Raw genomic sequence first — 16,327 nt, forward strand, 5'->3', positions numbered from 1 at the left:
TCCTCATTATGAGCCCGCATATAAGCACGCAGTCTGACAAAATTAACGAAGGGTATTGTGCAATAGGAGGAGTCCATATAAGGCGTTTTAACGCCGAATCAAACTGACAGCTTACGGCTGATAGCTGACAGCTCACTATCAACAGTTCAACAACTTCTGCGTTACCACCGATTGGGGGTCTTGGAAAATCGCTTCGGTTTGGCCGTATTCAACAATCTCACCGTGATCAAGTACCACAAGTTGGTCGCTAATATGACGCACCAAACTTAGGTGATGCGTAATAAGCACATAGCTAAGGCCTGTGTCTTTTTGTAGACGTAGCAATAAGTTTACCGTTTGTGCGCGTACAGACGGGTCAAGGGACGATAACGCTTCGTCGAGCACGACAACCTTAGGGTCTAAAATTAAAGCCCGTGCAAGCGCTATACGTTGTAATTGACCACTACTAAACATATGCGGGTAATAGTGCTGGTGATCTAAAAGCAAGCCCACTTTTGCGAGGGTTTGCTTTATTTTATCCTCACGTTCTTCTTTGTTTAAATCAGTGTTGTACTGTAAACAGTCATTGAGCATATCGCCAATGGTTAAACCTGGATTCAAAGACGCTTCAGAGTCTTGGAAAATCAACCTAATATGGCGACAGTCGTTATCACGCAAGCCATCATTTTCGATGATATTGCCATCAAGTAGAATTTGCCCTTTATCTGCGTTATCAGCCCCAGCAAGCAATTTGGCGAGAGTACTTTTACCTGAGCCAGTTTCGCCAATAATGGCGATCGTCTCGCCTTGCCCTAAGCAAAACGAAATATCTTTTAATACAGTAAAGCTTCTACGTGAAAATAAACCGGCACGTAAATTAAAACTCTTTGATAATGCTTGAACTTTGAGTAGGGGCTGCATTATTTCATCGCCTTAATTAATGGGAAATGACAGGCGTAACTCTGGCTATGATGCTTGGTCAATTTCGGGGTAACGACACACTCTTTTTGTGCTTGTGGGCAACGTGGGCCTAAGCGGCAGCCAATAGGTAAATGTTGTAAAGTTGGAATGGTGCCTTTTAAAGCATAAAACGGCTCTTTGTGAGCAAGCCCTTGCTCATAATCAGGCAAACTTTTTAACAGTGCTTGGGTATAAGGATGTCGCGGCTGGCTAAAAATTTTGTTAGTCGGCCCAGCTTCAACCATCTGACCGCAGTATAAAACATGCATGCCATGAGACCACTCTACAATTTCCTCAAGCTCGTGAGAGATCATCAAAATCGACATGTTCTTTAGCTGGTTTAAGCTTTTTAGCAGTCTAAATACCTGCGCACGCGTGGTGCTCTCAAGAGCGGTAGTTGGCTCATCGGCAATCAATAGTTTTGGGGTACGCGCAATGGCCATGGCAATCATCACTTTTTGACAAATACCTTCAGAGAGCTCATGAGGGTAGCTGTCTAGCACCTTCTTATGGTCTTTAATACCAACCTTGTGGATTAACGCTTTTACTCTGTCTTTTCGTTGTCTGTTTCGTTTTAAGAAAAAACCACTGGTTGCTTGTTCAGGTAAGGTCTCGGCAATTTGGTCGAATATCTTGGCAGTTGGATCTAGGCAGCGGCTTGGATCTTGGTAGATCATAGCAATGTCTTGACCTACGAGTTTACGGCGTTGCTCGTTAGATAAGCGCATTAAATCCACGCCACGCCAATGCATGCGGTCTGCAGTGATATGCCAACGTTTGTTTAAAACTCCAACAATGGCTTTTGCAATTAAGCTTTTACCTGAGCCAGACTCACCAACCAAAGCATGTACTTCGCCTTCTTTTAAGGTCATGCTGACTCTATCCACCGCACGAATCACGGTATCTGAAGTGCGTAACTCTATAGTGAGGTTACGAATATCGAGTAATTGCATAATTAGTCGGCCTTACGTTCTTTAAGCACTTGGCGTAAACCGTCACCTACTAAATTGGTAGACAGCACTGCTAAAAATAATAATACGCCTGGTAAGCCAACAGTCCAAGGGGCAAGGTAAATTAAACCTAGATTTTCAGCCAAAATAGCGCCCCATTCTGTGGTGGGGGGCTGGGCGCCCAATTTTAAAAAGCCAAGTGCCGAGATATCCAAAATCGCAGTAGAAAGCGCCATGGTAAAAATAACCACAATATGCTCGTAAATGTTCGGAAAAATACCACGAGCAAGAATATGCCAATTGGATGCGCCATCAAGCTTGAATGCTGTAATGTAATCTTTGTTCAGCTCTTCGACAATTAAGTTACGCACCGAGTGAATAAACTGAGGCAATAAAGCTAATATAATCGCCCAAACTGTATTCATTAGACCAGGGCCAAGAATCGCAATAATAATGATGGCCAGTAATAATGATGGAATTGATAAGGTAATATCAAGCAAGTGATTTAAAAAGCTTGAGCGAATACCTTTGCTAATGCCAGCAAAGGTGCCCACTAACACACCTATCACTGTGGTGATCAAAGCTGCGACAACCGATAAACCAAAGGTGTAAGTTGCACCATTCATTAAACGTGACAATACATCTCGGCCTAAATCGTCGGTGCCTAATAAAAAGCGTACATCACCTGCATCATGCCACGATGGCGGTAATAGCAGTGCATCGCTGTGTTGCTGGTTCACGCCATAAGGTGCAAGGAGTGGTGCAGACACTGCCAGTAACACTAAAGCAATAAACAACCATAAGCCTACAAGGGCAGGGTGATTGGTTTTAAATTTCTTCCAAAATCGCGCTAACGGCGATTTATTCGACTCTTCAGAGAATAAATTAAACTTTGCCATGTGCTTGGTTCCGCGATAATGGGTCGAATAAGGTATAAGTGAGCTCAGCAATAATGGTAGCTAAAATAACGAACATAGAAACAGCGAGTAAGCCACCTTGAATTGCAGGGTAGTCACGCTGATAAATACTATCGATAAGCCAACGACCAATGCCCGGCCATGAGAAAATAACCTCGGTGATCATCGCAAGGGTGATCAAGGTACTAAACTGTAGACCTATTTGTTTAATCACCGGTAGCAGCGCATTACGCAGAGCGTGGTGAATAATCAGCTGCGCACGGTTTAAGCCCTTTGCGCGCGCTGTTTTAATATAACTTTGATCGAGTACTTTCAGCATTGAATCACGGGTAAAGCGAACTAGTACTGTGGTCGGATACATAGCAAGTACTATGGTAGGTAGTGTTAAATGATGGATTGCATCTAAAAATGCCATGCCATCATAGGGGAAATCAGCTAAAAAGATATCAATAAGTATAAAGCCGGTAACTGGTTCTATTTCGTAAAGAAGGCCCATTCGGCCCGACATAGGAAACCAGCCTAGTTGCAGGGAAAACACCATAATTAGTAACAATGCTAACCAAAAAACGGGCATTGAATAGCCAAAAAGTGTGCCGGAATTTATCAGTTTATCAGGCCAACGTTTGTAGTAGGCAGCGGCTAAAATACCACTTGGTACGCCAACTATGACGGATACAATGAGCGCATAAAGACTCAATTCGAGTGTTGCTGGAAATAAGTCTTTTATATGTTGAAATACACTCTCACCAGATGCAAAAGAAATTCCCCAATCCCCCTGAATAATGCGTTCTAAAAAGGCAAAGTATTGCACCACGTAGTTGTCGGTAAAGTGAAACTTTTCCTCTAACACACTGGTTTGCGAGAACGTACTATTAGTAATACCGCTTAAGTTAGTTAGCGCATCACCCGGGAACATAAAGCTCAATGAAAAGGTAAAAATACTCAGCGTCAGCATCATAAACATTAACAATGCTAGACGACGAAGAATATAATCAAGGATCATTATTCTTTCCTCGCGTTAGCTAGTGAAATGCCGCCGAATGGGCTTAAATTTATACCTTTTACGTCACTACTTGCTGCTTGAAAGCGCATACCATGGGCTATCGGCAAAATAGGCAGCTCTTGCACTATGATCCGCTGTGCCTGATTGTAGTATTGTTTTCGTTTTTCAAGATCTGTGGTGTCGAGGGCTTGAGTAAGTAATAAATCAAATTCAGGATGACACCAATTGGCAGGGTTTTTACCACTAAATGTTGCGGTGCAACTTAACAATGGGCTCATAAAATTATCAGGATCTGGCGTATCAGCAGCCCAACCAAGTAACACACTATCGTGTCTATGCTCACCAACGCGTTGTAAAAAGGTGTTCCACTCATACTCGACGATATTAACGTTTACACCAATCTTGCGTAAATCACTTTGCATCAGCTCAGCCATTTTACGGGCGTTTGGATTATAAATACGGCTTACCGGCATAGCCCAAATATTCATATCAAAGCCATTTTTGTAGCCAGCTTCTGCGAGCAAGGTTTTGGCAAGAGCTGGGTTAAATTCAGGCATGGCTTTTTGCGCTTCAAATGCCCACGAAGCTGGAGGCAGTAATGACTGTGCCTTAATGCCGTTACCGTAATACACCGCTTGCATGATTTTATCGACATCAATGGCGCTTGCGAGTGCTTGGCGTACACGTACATCATCAAAAGGCGGACGCTCAGTATTAAAGGCCCAGTAACCAATATTTAAGTTTTGCTCTTTTTGAACTTTAATGTCTTCACGTTGCGATAAAATACTTAGCTGCGCGCTGCTTGGGTGCGCAGTCACATCACACTCTTTAGTGAGCATTTTCGCAACGCGTGTGGTGCCGTTTGGCGTAATGTCATACACCAGTTGTTCAAGTGCTACAGGATGTTTCCAGTAGTCTGGGTTGCGGTAATAGCGAATTAAACGGTCGCGACGATATTCTTTATATACATAAGGGCCAGTACCCACTGGGTATTGGTCAAATAAGTTTTCTTGGTTTCGCTCTTTAAGCTGCATGGCGTATTCTTCCGATAACACCACGGCAAAATCGGTTGCAAGGTTTGCTAAAAAGCTGCTTTCAGCATTATAAAGCTCAAACCGTACTTGGTAATCAGAAACACGCACAATACGACGAATAAGCTGATCAATACCCACACTTTGAAAATAAGGGTAACTGGCATCGCCAACAAAGTGGTAAGGGTTATAAACGTCAAATAAGCGGCTGAAAGTAAAAATTACATCATCAGCGTTAAAATCACGGCTTGGGGTAAAGTATTTTGTGGTATGAAATTTAACCCCTTTACGCAGGGTAAAGGTAATTGCTTTGCCGTCAGGGCTAATTTTCCAATCAGTTGCCAGCTCTGCTTTAAACTCGGCAGACACCGGATCAATACTTAACAGGCGATCATATAACTGATTGGCGATAATATCGATAGTTGAACCCGTCGTTGTCACTTGCGGATTAAACGACACAGGGTTTGCTTCGGCGCAATAGACTAAGCCCTGGTTTTTTTGTTCTGTGGTTTTTTCTTCGTTATCTAGGCAGCCTACTAAGCACACCAAAGACAAAGCAAGTAACGGTTTAAACACCTGATTAGCCTCTAACTATTGCTGCTGATCTAATAAATTGTATTTTTTCAAATAGCCACGTAATTGATGATACGTTAATTCTAAGTGTTCTGCAGTTTTCTTTTGGTTAAATTGGCTATGTTCAAGCGCTTTTTTAATGACATCAATTTCAAAGTCATTAGACAGCTGCTTTAAATTACAAGGAAATTGAATGTCGGGCTTATTGAGTGTCACAACGTCTTGATTTTGTGTCGTGGCGATAGGCGCAGCTTCGACGTTTGCAACAGGGGCACTGCTAACGGCAGCTTTAACGCGCTGTTTAGGTCTAAATTTACTCGCAAATGGATCTAAAATAATCTGGTGAACGGGAATATGTTCGTTACCATGACGATAGAGGCTACGTTCAACCACATTCTTTAACTCACGAATATTACCTGGCCACTCGTAAGATTGCAGCGTTTCGATGGCGCTACGCGTAAAGCCACTAAATAGCTCCCACTCAAGGTCGCGGGCCATGTTAATTGCAAATTGTTCTGCTAGTAACATGATATCTTCTTGACGTTCACGCAGCGGGGGCAGGGTAATAACATCAAAAGCGAGGCGGTCGAGTAAATCGCTTCTAAATTCGCCTTGCTCAGCAAGGGTTGGTAAGTCTTCATTAGTCGCACAGACTAAACGGGTATCGACTTTAACGGTTTGCTTACCACCAACGCGTTCAAACTCGCCGTATTCAATAACGCGTAGTAGTTTTTCTTGTACCATCGCCGAGGTGTTGGCTAATTCATCAAGGAATAACGTACCGCCATTAGCACGCTCAAAGCGGCCTTCGTGGCGTTTACTGGCACCGGTGAATGCGCCACTTTCATGACCAAATAACTCACTTTCGAGCAGGTTTTCGTTAAGCGCTGCACAGTTAAGCTTTATATAGTTTTGATCCCAACGCTTAGATAAGAAGTGCAAACGGGCAGCAATGAGTTCTTTACCCGTACCGCGCTCACCAATAATAAGGATCGGCTTTTCTAAACTAGCTAGTTGCGAAACTTGATCAAGTACACTTAAAAAACTGTCAGATTGGCCGAGTAAATTATCCTGTTGGCGAAATTGGCTCATATTCCCTAACTCTTAGTCATTTTTACTAAGATCTAGTGTATTTCATTATCTATTAGAACTAAAGAAATTTATAAATTTAGTTTAACTGTTTGAATATATTAAGTTATTCTAAGTTTATAAAAGTTGGCAAGCATATTGATACTAGATATACCAACTGATTAAGTTAAAACACCAAAGAGGTAAATGTTATGGGAATTTTTTCACGTTTTGCAGACATCGTTAATTCTAATATCAATGCCATCTTAGATAAAGCAGAAGACCCAGAAAAAATGGTTCGCCTGATCATCCAAGAGATGGAAGATACATTAGTAGAAGTTCGCTCTACATCAGCGAAAACACTTGCTGAGAAAAAAGAGCTAGTACGTCGCGTTGAAACTTTAAAAGTTCAAGTTGCAGACTGGCAAGAAAAAGCTGAATTAGCACTAAGTAAAGACCGTGATGATTTAGCGCGTGCAGCACTGATTGAAAAGCAAAAGTCAGCAGATGCAGTCGCAGCGGTTGAAACTGAGCTTGAGCATGTAGAGTCTCACATCGAGAAACTACAGCAAGAAGTGAGCACGTTACAAGAGAAGCTAGCTGATGCAAAAGCGCGTCAAAAGGCAATCATCTTACGTCAACGCTCTGCTGAGTCACGTCTAGAAGTTAAAAAAGCACTCGACAGCTCTAAAGTTGAAGACGCTTTAAACCGCTTCGAACGTTACGAAACTAAGATCGATGGTCTAGAATCACAAATAGAGTCTTATGATCTTGGTAAAAAATCATTAGCTGACGAAATTGCTGGTCTTCAGCAAGACGAAAAGATTGATGATGAGCTCGCTGAGCTTAAGAAAAAACTAGCAGATAAAAAATAATAAATGGGGGCATGTCCCCCAATGCTTAAACACATAACGGATTGACAGGAGAGTACCATGTTCGACGCAGAAGTTTTGATGGCACCGATTATTGTTTTTATGGTGGTTGTTGCCCCACTTTGGCTAATTTTACATTACCGTAGTAAAAAACAAGTGAGCCAAGGTTTAAGTGAACACGAGCACCGCCAATTATTAGAGCTTGCACAAAAAGCAGATAAAATGGCAGAGCGTGTTGAAACATTAGAAGCCTTACTTGATCAAGAGGCTCCGCAGTGGAGACGTAAAGTATGAGTATCAAACGCGAACTATATAAAGATCCTGAACGTGGCAAGTTAGGTGGTGTATGTGCAGGTATCAGTGATTACTTTAACATGGAGCTTTGGCTGGTACGTATCTTAGTTGTTTCGGCAGCGTTATTATCAGGTGGTCAATTTATTGTTGTTGCTTACATTGCTGCTTGGTTTATTTTAGATAAAAAACCGACAGAAAAAACAGAGAAAAGCACAGACAGCATTCACCAAGACCCGCTTGAAGTAAAATTTAAAGTATGGCAAAAAGGGGAACCACCTCGCCGTGCATTGCAAGACTTAAAAGATCGTCTTGCTCGAGTTGATGGTCGTTTACAAGAGATGGAACGCTATGTCACATCAACAGAATTTACGGTTAGCCGTGAAATCAACAAACTTTAAAGGATATATACGCACCTTGTTTGCATCGTGATACCAAGCGCAAATAAGGTGCTAGACACTTTATGAGCCAATCATTTGCAAAGAACACCTTTAATTCGTTAAAAAATAAAGCGGAAAAAGCCCTTCACCGTAGTTTAGATCAACACGTGAAGTTAGCCGTTACAGGTTTAAGTGGCAGCGGCAAAACCGCTTTTATTACCGCCTTGGTTAAACACTTAACCAGTCAAGCTGACGATAAAAACTTACCTTTTTTTGATGTGATGCGCGAAAAGCGTCATATCGCTACAAAAATTGTGCCGCAGCAAGCACTGACAATACCGACATTTGAATACACAAATGCATTATCAGCGCTATTACCTGTTGAAGGTGAGCCAGTTTGGCCTGCCTCTACCGAGCGTATAAATACGCTACGTTTAGCAATTAAGTACCAAAGTAATTCCGGGCTACGTGGTCACTTTGCACCGCAATCAACGCTCTATCTAGACATTATTGATTACCCAGGTGAATGGCTACTTGATTTGCCAATGCTAGAGCAATCATTTGCTGATTGGTGTGAGTCACAATACTCACTCTTGCAGCAAACAGCACGCAACGAAAAAGCGAAGCCATTTTTAACCGCCCTTGCTGAACTTGATCTATCAGCCAGTGTTGATGAGAACAAACTTGCTGATGTCGCTGCGCTTTATCAGCAGTTATTAGTGGGCCTTAAAAAAGACACCAAACTTGCCATGCTGCAACCTGGTCGCATGCTGATGCCAGGCGAGCTTAAAGGAGCGCCGCTACTGCAGTTTTTTCCTGTTGCTAATGTGCCTGACGACATAATCGAAGGGTCGAATCTAGCGCATCTTAAAAAGCGCTATAAAGCCTATGTAAAAGAGGTTGTAAAACCTTTTTACGAGCAGCATTTTCGTCATTTTGACCGACAAATTGTGCTAGTGGATGTGTTCAGCGCCTTGAATGAAGGCAGCGAAACCCTGCATGAGCAAAGCCGTGTTATTAACCAATTGTTGGCCCATTTTAATTATGGTGAAGCAAGCTTCTTTAAACGTTTGTTTAAACCAAACATCGACAAGCTACTGTTTGCGGCCAATAAGTCAGATCATATTAGTGCGCAATATCATAAAGATTTAGCGCTATTGCTTGATTCAATCGTGCATGACCAAACGAATCATTTAAAGTTCGAAGGCGTGCAAATCGAAACCATGGCAATGTCATCTATCTGCGCTACAGAGCCGCGCCAAGTGGCTGAAAAAGGCCAACAGTTAGCTTGTATTTATGGCAAGCCTTTAGGCGAGCAAGAATGGCTAACGTATTTGCCACCGCAGCCACCGTCACGCCTGCTCAACAAACAAGAGTGGCCAAAACAGGGCTTTGAGTTCTTATCGTTTTCGCCACTGCCATGCCCTGATAAACGGTTAAAGCATATTCGTTTAGATCATGTCATGCAGTATCTGATAGGAGATAAACTAACATGAGTGAGCAACCAAAGGAGATGAACTTTCAGGCGGGTCGCCGTATTTCAAGCTCTGCAAGTAATGAAGCGCCAGCGAAGGAGCTAACTGTTGCTAAAGTGATAGAAAACGCTGAATTTATCGACACTGAAGAAGATCAGCAAGATAGCATTGAGCTTGAGCCTGTGTATAAAAAGTCGAAATGGCAAACCCTAAAAGGAGTGTTTGTTGTTAGCTTTTTAGTTTTAGTGTTACTTGAGTTTGCAATGTCATTATTTGTGACGTTCCAGCAATCAATTATTTTAGGTTCGGTGTATTTAACGGCTGTTCTCAGTGGTGTGCTACTGATTGCCCGTGTTATTTGGCGCGAGTACCGCATGCTAAGAAGTTTAAAGCGTAATCAATTGCATCGTACCGAGGCCGACCGCTTACTCAATAGCGAGCAAGTAGGTGAAGCATTACCATGGCTAGAAAAGCTTAATAAGCATCAAACGCTTACTGGGTTTGAAGAGTTTAAGCAGCAAATAGCAAGTCACCATACCGATAAAGAAATCATGACCTTATACGCCGATAGCTTATTGGTCAGCCAAGATCAGCAAGCGAAAAAACTGATTAACCGTTTTGCCACTGAGTCTGGCTTATTGGTTGCGCTAAGCCCGTTGGCTTTAGTCGATATGATGGCGGTGCTATGGCGTGGCACTAAGCTCATTGAGCAAATTGGCCGTATTTACGGTATTGGTTTTGGTTATGCAAGCCGTATTAAATTGTACCGCTTATTAGTGAAGCAAGTGTTGTTTGTTGGTAGTGCAGAGTTAGTTTCAGATTTAGCTGCAACGGCACTAAGCGCTGAATTACTGGGAAAATTGTCGGGCCGTGCAGCGCAAGGGCTAAGTGCAGGTATTTTTACCGCGCGTATAGGGTATAAAGCGATGGAGCTTAGTCGCCCATTACCTCGCTTAGAGCATAAGCGCAGCTTGCTAAAAGAAACCGCCAATAGTATTGCCCGTAAAATTGCCTCACGTACCAGCGACAAAGAGACCGAAAATACAAAATGACAACTTTTGTGTACAGTTAATAAAAACGGCTGAGTGATATTTAGCCATCTGAGCATCCGGCATGCTTGTGCATTGTGGGTATCTACGTTTTATTTACGAGTATGAAGTACTGATAATAAAAACGAGAACACACAATGACTAAGCATCACTTACATACACAATGTATTCATGGTCCAGAAAAACCAAATGACCCACATGGCGCACTGAGTGCGCCACTTTATCAAACCTCTACCTTCTCTTTTGCTAATGCAGCTCAAGGTGCAGCCCGATTTGCTGGTGAAGAGCAGGGCTTTATTTATACCCGTTTGGGTAATCCGACAACCCAAGAGCTAGAACAAAAAGTGGCTCAGTTAGAAAACTGTGAAGCAGCGGCTGCTACAGCAACGGGTATGGGGGCGGTGTCTGCGTCTGTGCTTAGCTTTTTACAACAAGGTGACCACCTAGTTGCATCAAGCGCGTTATACGGTTGTACTTTTGCATTTTTTGCTCACATGTTGCCGCGCTTTGGTATCGAAGTTACTTTTGTTGATATGACCAACGAGGCTGAACTTCGCGGCGCGGTTAAAGCCAATTCAAAAATGATTTTTGCTGAAACACCAATTAATCCGACCATGGCGGTGCTTGATTTAAGTTTAATTGCCGATGTTGCCAAACAGCATCAACTGATAAGCGTTATCGACAATACCTTCTTAACGCCTCTGCTACAGCAACCTACCTCGTTTGGTATTGATATTGTGGTACACAGCGCAACTAAATACCTAAATGGCCATGGTGATGTGGTAGCAGGACTTGTGTGCGGCACAGAGGAGCATATCAACCTGATAAAAATGACGGTGCTAAAAGATATTGGTGCAACGATTAGCCCCCATGATGCATGGTTAATTAATCGTGGTTTAAAAACCCTTGCTGTACGCATGGAACGCCACTGTGCGAGTGCCCAAGTAGTTGCTGAATATTTAGAGCAGCATCCTTTAGTTAGCAAAGTTTATTACCCAGGGCTTAAATCACATCCGGGTCATCAATTTATTGGCTCACAGATGAAAGCCGCTGGTGGTGTTATTGCCTTTGAAATAAAAGGCAGCCTTGAAGATGGCGAAACATTTATAAATAACACCCAACTTTGTACCCTTGCGGTCAGTTTAGGGGATGCTGAAACCCTCATTCAACATCCTGCATCGATGACACATTCGCCTTATACACCTGAAGAAAGAGCAGCTGCTGGGATCAGTGATGGCTTAATTCGATTATCAGTTGGTCTAGAAGATGTTAACGATATTATTAACGATCTTAAAACTGCATTTACATTCATTGGTTAGGTTGTAATCTTAAGTTTACGATTGTGTTTGCTTTTAGCCCTTTGAAAACGAGGTGTGTAAACTTTTCGATCTTTTGGTGTAATTTTAACTTTACGTTAGGGCTGTTTCTGCAAACCTTAGAAACAGCCTTAACTATTAAAATTTCGCTTACTTTTACATAGTATCGGCTTAACAAGTTAATGAGATTCTGATCAATGCTGATCAAGATTTAACGAAGAAGGTTATTATGGCTAAAGCAAGTAATTACACCTCCAAGCAACCTGATGAAAATGGGGTTATCCATTGGAGCGAAGAAGAAAATAAAATATGGTCTGAGCTAGTTGCTCGCCAACTCGCTTGCATAGAAGGTAAAGCCTGTGATGAATATTTAGCAGGTCTTAAGAAAATTAATTTACCAACAGATCGTATTCCACAACTTAGTGAACTCAACGAAGTGTTACTCGAAACAACGGGCTGGCAAGTTGCGCCTGTTCCGGCACTGATCGATTTTGATGAGTTCTTTCGATTACTAGCAAACAAGCAGTTCCCAGTAGCGACTTTTATTCGCAGCCGTGAAGAGTTTGACTACTTACAAGAGCCAGATATCTTCCACGAGATTTTTGGCCATTGTGCCATGCTTACCAACCCAGCATTTGCTGAGTTTACACACAAATATGGTCAGTTAGGTTATGCCGCTGAAAAGAAAGATCGTGTTTATTTAGCACGCCTTTACTGGTTTACTGTTGAGTTTGGTTTAATGAAAACCGAACAAGGTCTGCGAATTTATGGTGGTGGTATTTTATCAAGCCCAGGCGAAACACAATACGTGTACTCAGATAAGCCAGAAATCAATGCGATGAACGTGCTTGATGTATTACGTACACCTTATCGTATTGATATTATGCAGCCTGTGTACTACACCATTAACTCAATCAATGACTTATTTGATATTTCACAAATGGATATCATGTCGCTGGTGAGTAAAGCAAAAGAATTAGGGCTACATGAGCCAAAGTTTCCTCCTAAAGAAAAATTAGCAAGTTAAGGATTTATAATGTCTTCATTAAGCACACAAAAGTGTGAAGCGTGTCGTGCGGATGCGCCTAAAGTATCTGATGCTGAATTAGCAGAATTGATCAAAATGATCCCAGACTGGGTTCCTGAAGTGCGCGACGGCATTATGCAATTAGAGCGTGTTTACAAGTTTAAAAACTTCAAGCAAGCACTTGAGTTCACTAATAAAGTGGGCGATATGGCTGAAGAAGAAGGTCACCACCCAGGCTTGTTAACCGAGTGGGGCAAAGTAACCGTTACTTGGTGGAGCCACTCTATCAAAGGATTACACAAAAATGATTTTATCTGTGCTGCTAAAACAGACGATGTATTCGCTGCACTGTAAATTTTAAGTTCTGCCCAGAACGATAAAAGGCGTAACCTCAGGTTGCGCCTTTTTGCTTTTTTAGTTCTGATTTCAGCACCGTACTTGAAGGGACTTCATAAAAAGGCTAGCATGAACCTCATATAGGTAAATACTAGGGAAGGTGGTTTATCGTTTATTCCTCTAAGGTTATAGAAAGCACTCAAACCCAGAGCTTTTATTTTTTACGCCATATCATATTATCAGCTTATATTTGCCTTTATCTTTTACTTTTATTAAAGCCACTTGAGGTACAAGCTATGTTTGGTCGATTTAAATTGCATACTGTAGAAATGTCGCCGGAGGTATCAGGTCGAATAACTGATGGGGGTAAGCCATTATCAGGTGTGCAAGTAGCAAGAAGCCTAGCATATGATGGGTACAAAGATGGTAAAGAACAACTAGAGCATACATTTACAAATGAAAATGGTGAGTTTTCGTTTACAAAAATGGTAATCAAATCTCGTAAGCCAGGCAGTATCTTTGGACAGAACATGCCAGTATTACAAGCGATTTATGTTGAGCGCGACGATAAGTTATATCAACTATGGTATACGAGTAAGGTGTGGGAACCAGTTAAGCCGTTAAGTGATTTGTTATTAAGATTAAATGCAGATCTACAAAATAAAGAAATACACCATGAAGTTGATACAAGAAGTTATGGTGGTATGCGCTCTCAAGTCGTTTTATCTATATGCTATTTCGAAGATAGCCTCATAACATCTTTTTATAATAATCAAGAGATATCTACTTATGCAGATATTGATTAATTTTTAATTTCAATTTTAATGTAAGGAAACATTATGCACGCAATTTCACCCAGGATGGCATCTAGCCTAGCACTAGCCTCATACTCTATTAAAAATGGCTTATCAAAAGGGGCTCGACTAGCAGTTAACCAAGATATCGATAAACACTTCAGCTTTGACTTATCAAACGGAGTACACAAGGGGACTTCTGGGGGATTTTTCTGGCGTAAAGAAACAGGCTTCGCACTTATTGGTCAAGGAAAGGCTAGTAGTATGATACATAAAAATGATTATGTAGTTGCTTTTAGAGGAACTGATGCCTTAGCTGACTGGGTTACTGATGCAACAGCCCATAGTACGAATAGTGATAATGGGAATGCTGTTCACACTGGTTTTCAGCGCAGTTTTGCTTCTATAAGACCTAGTCTTTTTGATTATTTTAACCAACCTGGCGTAAGAGACAAAAAAGGTGGGGTTGTTCATTGTGTAGGACATAGCTTGGGCGGAGCCTTAGCCACATTAGCTGCTGACTGGATAAGTACAGAATTTGATAAAACAGTTTACGTTTATACCTTTGGAGCTCCGCGAGTTGGCAAAAAAGATTTTGTAATAAGTAATCATTCAAGAATTGAAAAGACTTACCGTTGTGTTCATGGTAATGATCCTGTTCCAAAAGTACCTGTCTGGCCTTTTTACCATGCTCCGTTAAATGGACGAGAATATATATTGTCACGAGCTCAAGGAATTAGTTTCGCAGCACATGGAATGCCGAATGGGCCTGGATATATAAATACAGCAGATCATAATCGTTGGGAGAATTTAGATGTGCAATCATCAACCTCTATAAGCCAGCGTGTAATACTCAATTATAACCATCGCCTTCAGACTACATACTCAACACATTGGGCTGATAAAATAGCGGCTGCATTAATGACAATATTGGTTGATGGCGGAGCGTCAGGTATCGTCGCTAGTTTACAAGCTACATTAGTGCCTGTTGCCACTGTTTATGATGTTATGGCTCGTACTCTGGCTGATATAGCTAAGATAAAAACAGAGCAAACAGAACCCCTTAGAGGTTTGTTAGCATGTATGCTGGCTTTTGCAGGTAAAGGCGTAAGTATCCCAATAAAATTAACAGAGAGCTTCATTCGTTGGGTATTCAGTGTAACTATTGGGCGTTTGTATAAAGCTGCTAGACAAGCAATGAAGCAAAACTAGCAACCATTACATAAATAAATATTTATGATGTTGCTAAAGTAAAAACAGACGATGTATTCGCTGCACTGTAAATTTTAAGTTCTGCCCAGAACGATAAAAGGCGTAACCTCAGGTTGCGCCTTTTTGCTTTTTTAGAGTCCAAGAATTAACATTAGGCTCTTATCTATGCGAGAACACTAGAAAAGTAAATAATGAAAAACAAAGCGCTTATTCTGCCATTCCTACTCATTTTACTGCCCTTAATTGATAGCTTGTTTATCCCGCAAACATTTGGCATTCAATGGCACAGCCCTAAACTTATGTACCAAATAGGCGTAGCGCTGATGATTGTAAAGCTCACTATGGTTGCCATTGGGCTTTGGTTATTACTCAAAGCAAAGCGCCTTTATATGGAAGCCAGTAAATCGACCCGTATTGTTAAATTTTCAGTCTTTTTACTCGGCGGCTTACAGGTGGTGATAATGACAGCAATATGTTTTTGGTATTTAGTGGCGGGCACGCAAGCGAAATATTTTATGCTGCAAGACAACATTGCTGTATTTACCGCTGATTATGGCGTATTTGCACCGGTACATCATGAGTTCTCATTTATATGCTTTAATGCCAATGGTTTTTACCACATGCAACCAATAGCCCAGCTACCTTGGCTCGGAACCTTTACCTTTACTAGCCAAGATTCGCGTTTGATCATTCAACATAAAAACCAAAGCGGCGCGAATACTCAAGAAATTTCATTAAAAGGGTATGGCTGTTTGCAGTGAGAGGTGTTGGCTTTGTGGGAGGTGACTGCGATTATAAGTGGTTTTCAGGAAGCTGAGATTGGTTTAGTACGGCAACAATCATTATAAAACCATCTTCTTTAATAAAATAAGCGGTATGTTTACCAACAGAAAAGTAAAAACCATTTGGATAAATGTCATTACAACTACGCCCAATTTCTGGATTGTCAGCAAGCAGCTGAAATGTTGTAAGCAGTTTTTCTTTGTAACTGCGCCATTGTAACGGCGAAAAATTATTAACGGTGTAATCTTTGATTTTTAGCAAATGAGACTGGGCTAACTCACTTAGTTTGTAACTTCTCTTTTGCATAATGT

General features: G+C 41.5%; 18 protein-coding genes. 11 read left to right on the top strand and 7 right to left on the bottom strand.

What is annotated here, in order from left to right; all coding sequences use genetic code 11:
* Positions 1 to 138: 138 nt before the first annotated feature.
* Genes BIZ38_RS17675 through pspF form a run of 6 tightly spaced genes read right to left on the bottom strand, consistent with a single transcriptional unit; the run spans position 139 to position 6,505 of the window.
* Complete coding sequence (locus BIZ38_RS17675; RefSeq protein ID WP_054553143.1) at positions 139 to 900, bottom strand: ATP-binding cassette domain-containing protein; 762 nt, start codon at positions 898 to 900, stop codon at positions 139 to 141.
* Entirely contained in the window at positions 900 to 1,892 is a 993-nt protein-coding gene (locus BIZ38_RS17680) for an oligopeptide/dipeptide ABC transporter ATP-binding protein (protein WP_054553142.1), read from the bottom strand. Before BIZ38_RS17680 ends, BIZ38_RS17675 begins: the two co-directional genes overlap by 1 nt.
* A gap of 2 nt (positions 1,893 to 1,894) precedes the next feature.
* Complete coding sequence (locus tag BIZ38_RS17685; RefSeq protein WP_054553141.1) at positions 1,895 to 2,788, bottom strand: ABC transporter permease subunit; 894 nt, start codon at positions 2,786 to 2,788, stop codon at positions 1,895 to 1,897.
* Positions 2,775 to 3,809, bottom strand: a complete 1,035-nt coding sequence (locus BIZ38_RS17690; RefSeq protein ID WP_054553140.1) for an ABC transporter permease — start codon at positions 3,807 to 3,809, stop codon at positions 2,775 to 2,777. Before BIZ38_RS17690 ends, BIZ38_RS17685 begins: the two co-directional genes overlap by 14 nt.
* A complete protein-coding gene (locus BIZ38_RS17695) occupies positions 3,809 to 5,416 on the bottom strand; it encodes an ABC transporter substrate-binding protein (RefSeq protein WP_138617099.1) in 1,608 nt (535 codons plus the stop codon). The genes BIZ38_RS17690 and BIZ38_RS17695 overlap by 1 nt, the downstream gene beginning before the upstream one ends.
* Before the next feature lie 15 nt (positions 5,417 to 5,431).
* A complete protein-coding gene (pspF, locus tag BIZ38_RS17700) occupies positions 5,432 to 6,505 on the bottom strand; it encodes a phage shock protein operon transcriptional activator (RefSeq protein ID WP_187490886.1) in 1,074 nt (357 codons plus the stop codon).
* Positions 6,506 to 6,693: 188 nt separating this feature from the next.
* Here pspF and pspA point away from each other — a divergent pair, with 188 nt between their 5' ends.
* The 11 genes from pspA (at position 6,694) to BIZ38_RS17755 (ending at position 15,994) form a co-directional block, all read left to right on the top strand.
* Positions 6,694 to 7,356, top strand: a complete 663-nt coding sequence (gene pspA / locus BIZ38_RS17705) for a phage shock protein PspA (protein ID WP_054553137.1) — start codon at positions 6,694 to 6,696, stop codon at positions 7,354 to 7,356.
* 57 nt (positions 7,357 to 7,413) lie between these two features.
* Complete coding sequence (gene pspB, locus BIZ38_RS17710; protein ID WP_036969793.1) at positions 7,414 to 7,647, top strand: envelope stress response membrane protein PspB; 234 nt, start codon at positions 7,414 to 7,416, stop codon at positions 7,645 to 7,647.
* Complete coding sequence (pspC, locus tag BIZ38_RS17715; RefSeq protein WP_054553136.1) at positions 7,644 to 8,045, top strand: envelope stress response membrane protein PspC; 402 nt, start codon at positions 7,644 to 7,646, stop codon at positions 8,043 to 8,045. The genes pspB and pspC overlap by 4 nt, the downstream gene beginning before the upstream one ends.
* Positions 8,046 to 8,107: 62 nt before the next feature.
* Entirely contained in the window at positions 8,108 to 9,520 is a 1,413-nt protein-coding gene (locus BIZ38_RS17720) for a YcjX family protein (RefSeq protein ID WP_187490887.1), read from the top strand.
* Positions 9,517 to 10,551 carry a TIGR01620 family protein gene (locus tag BIZ38_RS17725; protein WP_187490888.1) on the top strand — a complete coding sequence of 345 codons (1,035 nt, stop codon included), beginning with the start codon at positions 9,517 to 9,519 and terminating at the stop codon, positions 10,549 to 10,551. Before BIZ38_RS17720 ends, BIZ38_RS17725 begins: the two co-directional genes overlap by 4 nt.
* Positions 10,552 to 10,685: 134 nt before the next feature.
* The gene (gene megL, locus BIZ38_RS17730) at positions 10,686 to 11,867 is read left to right on the top strand and encodes a methionine gamma-lyase (RefSeq protein ID WP_138599307.1); all 1,182 of its coding nucleotides are present in this window, start codon (positions 10,686 to 10,688) and stop codon (positions 11,865 to 11,867) included.
* Between the two features lie 226 nt (positions 11,868 to 12,093).
* On the top strand, positions 12,094 to 12,891 hold the full coding sequence (phhA, locus tag BIZ38_RS17735; protein ID WP_187490889.1) for a phenylalanine 4-monooxygenase: 798 nt from the start codon (positions 12,094 to 12,096) through the stop codon (positions 12,889 to 12,891).
* A gap of 9 nt (positions 12,892 to 12,900) precedes the next feature.
* Entirely contained in the window at positions 12,901 to 13,245 is a 345-nt protein-coding gene (locus BIZ38_RS17740) for a 4a-hydroxytetrahydrobiopterin dehydratase (protein WP_036969771.1), read from the top strand.
* A gap of 278 nt (positions 13,246 to 13,523) precedes the next feature.
* Positions 13,524 to 14,033, top strand: coding sequence for a DUF6795 domain-containing protein (locus tag BIZ38_RS17745; RefSeq protein ID WP_138617111.1), 510 nt, complete (start codon positions 13,524 to 13,526; stop codon positions 14,031 to 14,033).
* A gap of 33 nt (positions 14,034 to 14,066) precedes the next feature.
* Positions 14,067 to 15,233: a lipase family protein gene (locus BIZ38_RS17750; RefSeq protein ID WP_187490890.1), complete on the top strand. Its 1,167-nt coding sequence runs from the start codon at positions 14,067 to 14,069 to the stop codon at positions 15,231 to 15,233.
* 191 nt (positions 15,234 to 15,424) lie between these two features.
* Positions 15,425 to 15,994, top strand: a complete 570-nt coding sequence (locus BIZ38_RS17755) for a hypothetical protein (RefSeq protein ID WP_187490891.1) — start codon at positions 15,425 to 15,427, stop codon at positions 15,992 to 15,994.
* 31 nt (positions 15,995 to 16,025) lie between these two features.
* On the opposite strand, the gene BIZ38_RS17760 is transcribed toward BIZ38_RS17755, so the two are convergent.
* Positions 16,026 to 16,322 (bottom strand): type II toxin-antitoxin system RelE/ParE family toxin, encoded by a 297-nt coding sequence (locus tag BIZ38_RS17760; RefSeq protein WP_187490892.1) that lies wholly within the window; start codon positions 16,320 to 16,322, stop codon positions 16,026 to 16,028.
* Positions 16,323 to 16,327 lie beyond the last annotated feature (5 nt).

It is taken from the genome of Pseudoalteromonas sp. BZK2 (assembly GCF_014349195.1).
Classification (GTDB): Bacteria; Pseudomonadota; Gammaproteobacteria; order Enterobacterales; family Alteromonadaceae; genus Pseudoalteromonas; species Pseudoalteromonas simplex.

Bases quoted from the DNA above. Each gene is read 5' to 3' on its own strand.
- BIZ38_RS17675 (WP_054553143.1), bottom strand. From the start codon at position 900: ATGCAGCCCCTACTCAAAGTTCAAGCATTATCAAAGAGTTTTAATTTA.
- BIZ38_RS17680 (WP_054553142.1), bottom strand. From the start codon at position 1,892: ATGCAATTACTCGATATTCGTAACCTCACTATAGAGTTACGCACTTCA.
- BIZ38_RS17685 (WP_054553141.1), bottom strand. From the start codon at position 2,788: ATGGCAAAGTTTAATTTATTCTCTGAAGAGTCGAATAAATCGCCGTTA.
- BIZ38_RS17690 (WP_054553140.1), bottom strand. From the start codon at position 3,809: ATGATCCTTGATTATATTCTTCGTCGTCTAGCATTGTTAATGTTTATG.
- pspF (WP_187490886.1), bottom strand. From the start codon at position 6,505: ATGAGCCAATTTCGCCAACAGGATAATTTACTCGGCCAATCTGACAGT.
- pspA (WP_054553137.1), top strand. From the start codon at position 6,694: ATGGGAATTTTTTCACGTTTTGCAGACATCGTTAATTCTAATATCAAT.
- pspB (WP_036969793.1), top strand. From the start codon at position 7,414: ATGTTCGACGCAGAAGTTTTGATGGCACCGATTATTGTTTTTATGGTG.
- pspC (WP_054553136.1), top strand. From the start codon at position 7,644: ATGAGTATCAAACGCGAACTATATAAAGATCCTGAACGTGGCAAGTTA.
- BIZ38_RS17720 (WP_187490887.1), top strand. From the start codon at position 8,108: ATGAGCCAATCATTTGCAAAGAACACCTTTAATTCGTTAAAAAATAAA.
- BIZ38_RS17725 (WP_187490888.1), top strand. From the start codon at position 9,517: ATGAGTGAGCAACCAAAGGAGATGAACTTTCAGGCGGGTCGCCGTATT.
- megL (WP_138599307.1), top strand. From the start codon at position 10,686: ATGACTAAGCATCACTTACATACACAATGTATTCATGGTCCAGAAAAA.
- phhA (WP_187490889.1), top strand. From the start codon at position 12,094: ATGGCTAAAGCAAGTAATTACACCTCCAAGCAACCTGATGAAAATGGG.
- BIZ38_RS17740 (WP_036969771.1), top strand. From the start codon at position 12,901: ATGTCTTCATTAAGCACACAAAAGTGTGAAGCGTGTCGTGCGGATGCG.
- BIZ38_RS17745 (WP_138617111.1), top strand. From the start codon at position 13,524: ATGTTTGGTCGATTTAAATTGCATACTGTAGAAATGTCGCCGGAGGTA.
- BIZ38_RS17750 (WP_187490890.1), top strand. From the start codon at position 14,067: ATGCACGCAATTTCACCCAGGATGGCATCTAGCCTAGCACTAGCCTCA.
- BIZ38_RS17755 (WP_187490891.1), top strand. From the start codon at position 15,425: ATGAAAAACAAAGCGCTTATTCTGCCATTCCTACTCATTTTACTGCCC.
- BIZ38_RS17760 (WP_187490892.1), bottom strand. From the start codon at position 16,322: ATGCAAAAGAGAAGTTACAAACTAAGTGAGTTAGCCCAGTCTCATTTG.